Source organism: Actinoplanes cyaneus, from assembly GCF_016862095.1.
Lineage (GTDB): Bacteria > Actinomycetota > Actinomycetes > Mycobacteriales > Micromonosporaceae > Actinoplanes > Actinoplanes cyaneus.
This window is the reverse complement of sequence record NZ_BOMH01000116.1, coordinates 1-3,774: the sequence shown is the minus strand read 5'-3', so window position 1 is coordinate 3,774 and position 3,774 is coordinate 1. Positions and strand designations below refer to the sequence as shown.

At 74.0% G+C, this 3,774-nt stretch carries 1 protein-coding gene; it reads right to left on the bottom strand.

Annotated features, from left to right (window positions below; all coding sequences use genetic code 11):
• The coding region (locus tag Acy02nite_RS45700; protein ID WP_203756456.1) for an SDR family NAD(P)-dependent oxidoreductase at positions 1-3,774 on the bottom strand (3,774 nt) is incomplete at both ends.

Genomic DNA, 3,774 nt, shown 5'->3' with positions numbered 1-3,774 from the left:
CTGCCGCGGAGAACCGCCAGCACCGGATGGCCCTGCCGCCGCGCGTCGGAGAGGCGCTCGACCAGCAGCATGCCGACACCTTCGGCCCAGCCGGTCCCGTCCGCGCCCTCCGCGAACGACTTGCACCGGCCGTCCGCCGAGAGTCCGCGCTGCCGGGAGAAGCCGATGAACGTGTTCGGCGTCGCCATCACGGTGACCCCGCCGGCGAGCGCGGCGTCGCACTCGCCGTTGCGGACCGCCTGGGCCGCCAGGTGCAGCGCCACCAGCGACGACGAGCACGCCGTGTCGACCGTGACGGCCGGGCCCTCCAGGCCGAACGTGTACGAGACCCGGCCCGAGGCCACGCTTCCCGAGCTGCCGGTGCTGAGGAAGCCCTCGACCCCGGGTGGCACCTCGGCGGTCTGCGACCCGTAGTCGTGGTACATCACCCCGGCGAACACGCCGATCCGCTGCCCGCGCAGCCCGGTCGGGTCGATCCCGGCCCGCTCGAACGCCTCCCACGACGTCTCCAGGAGCAGCCGCTGCTGCGGATCCATCGCCAGGGCCTCCCGCGGCGAGATCCCGAACAGGCCGGGGTCGAACTCGGCCGCGCCGGTGAGGAAGCCACCCTCGCGGGTGTAGGTGGTTCCGGGGTGGTCCGGATCCGGGTGGTACAGGTTGTCCAGGTCCCAGCCGCGGTCGGCGGGGAACGCGCCGACGCCGTCGCGTCCGGCCGCGACCAGGTCCCACAGCTCGTCCGGGCTGGTCACGCCGCCGGGGTACCGGCAGGCCATGCCGACGATCGCGATGGGCTCACCGAGGTCGGCTCCGGGGGCGGAGACTTCCGCCGCCGTCTCCCGGCCGCCGAGTTCGCCCGCGAGGTACGCGGCGAGCACCACCGCGTTGGGATAGTCGAAGACGAGCGTCGACGGCAGCCGCAGCCCGGTCGCCGCGGCCAGCCGGTTGCGCAGCTCGACAGCGGTGAGCGAGTCGAAGCCGAGCTCGCTGAAGGCCCGCTCGGGGTCGAGCTGGTCCGTCGCGGCGTAACCGAGGACGCCACCGACGTGTGTGCTGACCAGGGCCTGCAGCACCCGTGCGCGGTCCCGCTCGGGCAGCCCGGCGAGGCGCCGGGCGAGCGAGTTCTCCGCCGGAACAGCGGCCCGGGCCGGCACCAGACCGCTGAGCAGCGGTGGTACGTAGTCGGCGGTGCGCAGCGCCGCCGTGTCTACGCCGAGTGCGGCGACGACCGCCCGGTTGCTGCCGAGCGCGGCGTCGAAGGCAGCCAGGCCCTGCTCGACGCTGAGCGGCACGATCCCGCCGCGGCGCATCCGCTCCCGGTCACCGTCGCCGAGCGTGCCACCCATGCCGGCATCCCACAGACCCCAGACGATCGAGGTAGCCGGCACACCCTGCGAGCGCAGCTGCTCGGCGTAGGCATCGAGGAACGAGTTGGCCGCCGCGTAGTTGCCCTGCCCCGCGTTACCGAAGATCCCCGCCGCCGACGAGAAGAAGACCAGCGCCTTCACGTCGCCGATCGCCGCGACCAGGTTCCGCGCCGCGTCCACCTTCGCCCGGAACACCGCCGCCAGACGCTCCGGCGTCAACGACATCAGCAGACCGTCGTCGAGCACACCCGCCGCATGAACGATCGCGGAGATCCGCTCACCCCGCAGCGCGTCGGCCACCGCCTCGGCTTCACCCAGATCACAGGCGATCGAGCGGACCTGAGCGCCCTCGATCTCCACCGGCCGCCCGGAACGGGACAACAGGATGAGGCGCTTCACTCCGTGAACCCGCACCAGATGATCGGCCACCAGCCCGCCCAGCGTCCCGGTCGCACCGGTCACCACCACGGCACCGTCACCGAGGTCCGCCGTCCCGCTCGCGGTGACCCGGGCCAGGCGTGGCACGAAGACCTCGCCGCCACGGACCCGCACCTGCGGCAGCGGATAGAACTCGTCCGCCGGCCCGTCCAGCAGATGGATCCGGTCCGGGTGCTCGGACTGAGCGCTGCGCACCAGTCCCCACAACGCTGCCGCGTCCGGATCCGAGCCATGAGTCCGGACGACCAGCCGCGACTGCGCCCACGCCGGGTCGGCCAGCCACTCCTGAAGCATCGCCAGGGCCGAGGCGAGAACCGGCCTCGTCGCGTCCACCACCAGTACGTCCACCGGCTCCGGCAAGGGATCGCCGAGCGTGACGGCGGGTGCGGGAGTGCCCGTGACGTCGTGACGGATCCACTCCACGCCGAACAGCAACCGGTCGGCCGCGCTGCCGGGACGCGCCGCCGACACCGTGCGCAGCACCAGGCTGCGGACCTCGGCCACCGGGAGACCGGACTCGTCGGCGAGTGCCAGGCGCACCGATCCGTCGGTGTCGCCCGGGGTCAGCCGCACGCGCAGGGTGTGGCCCGCCGGGCGGGACAGCCGGACACCCGCGAGCGTGAACGGCAGGTGGGCGCCGCCGGTCGAGGGCAGCAGGTCACCGGCGCCGATCGCGTGCAGCGCCGCGTCCAGCAGCACCGGGTGCACCCCGAACCCGGCATCCGGCTCCGAGGTCGTGACCTCGGCGAACACCGCATCGCCGGAACGCCAGGCCCGCTGCAGACCACGGAACGACGGGCCGTAGGCGAGGCCGGCGTCCGCGAACGCCTCGTAGAGTCCGTCGAGCGGCACCGCTGTCGCGCCCTCCGGGGGCCAGACGAGCAGGTCGGTCTCGTCGGCCGGCCCGCCGTCCGGCGCGAGCACGCCTGTCGCGTGAACGGTCCACGGCGCGTCGTCGCCGGGGCGGGCGTGGACGGTGAGCCGGCGCCGCCCGCCGGTCCCGGCCGGGTCGATCGTGGTGCGCAGCTGGGCGCCACCGCCGGCCGGCAGGGTCAGCGGGGCCTGCAGCACCAGCTCGTCGAGGACCGGCAGCCCGACCCGTGTGCCGGCCGCGAGCGACATCTCGGCCAGCGCGGCTCCGGGCACGACGGTGGCGCCGAGGACCGTGTGGTCGGCGAGCCACGGATGGGTGCCGGTCGACACGTACCCGGTCAGCACGGTGGTCTCGCTGCCGGGCAGTTCCACCGCCGCGCCGAGCAGCGGGTGACCGGTCCCGATCAGGCCGAGCCCGCCCGCGTCGGCGGCCGGGCGGCTGCGGCGCAGCGGCCAGAAACGCCGGTGGTCGAACGCGTAGCGAGGCACCTCGACGAGGTGGCCACCGCCGAGCACGGCCCGCCAGTCCACGTGCTCGCCCCGGACGAACAGCTCTGCCACCGCGGTGAGCAGCGTTTCCACCTCGGACCGGCCGCGGCGCATCGCGGCCACGGCGACGATGTCCGCCTCACGGGCGAGCGTGGCCAGCACGGTGTCCGGCCCCAGCTCCAGCACCCGGTCGGCATCCAGGCTCGCGATCGTGTCGCCGAACCGGACCGTGTCACGCACGTGGCTCACCCAGTACTCGGCGTTGGGGACCGTCGCGATGGCCGCCCGGAAGTCGTCGAGCATCGGATCCATCAGCCGCGAGTGGAACGCGTGGCTGGTTCGCAGCCGCGTCGTCTTCCACCCGTGCGCCTCGACCGGCGTGATGTCCTCGTCCCGACCGGCGGCGACAACCGCTCGCGGACCGTTGACCGCCGCCAGATCCACATCCGGGAACGCGGCGCGCACCTCGGCCTCGGACGCCTGCACCGCCAGCATCACGCCACCGGCCGGCAACGCCTGCATCAACCGTGCCCGCGCCGAGACCAGCGTGGCTGCCTCCGCCAGCGACAGGTCGCCCCTCGCGAAGGCCGCGGTGATCTCCCCGATCGAA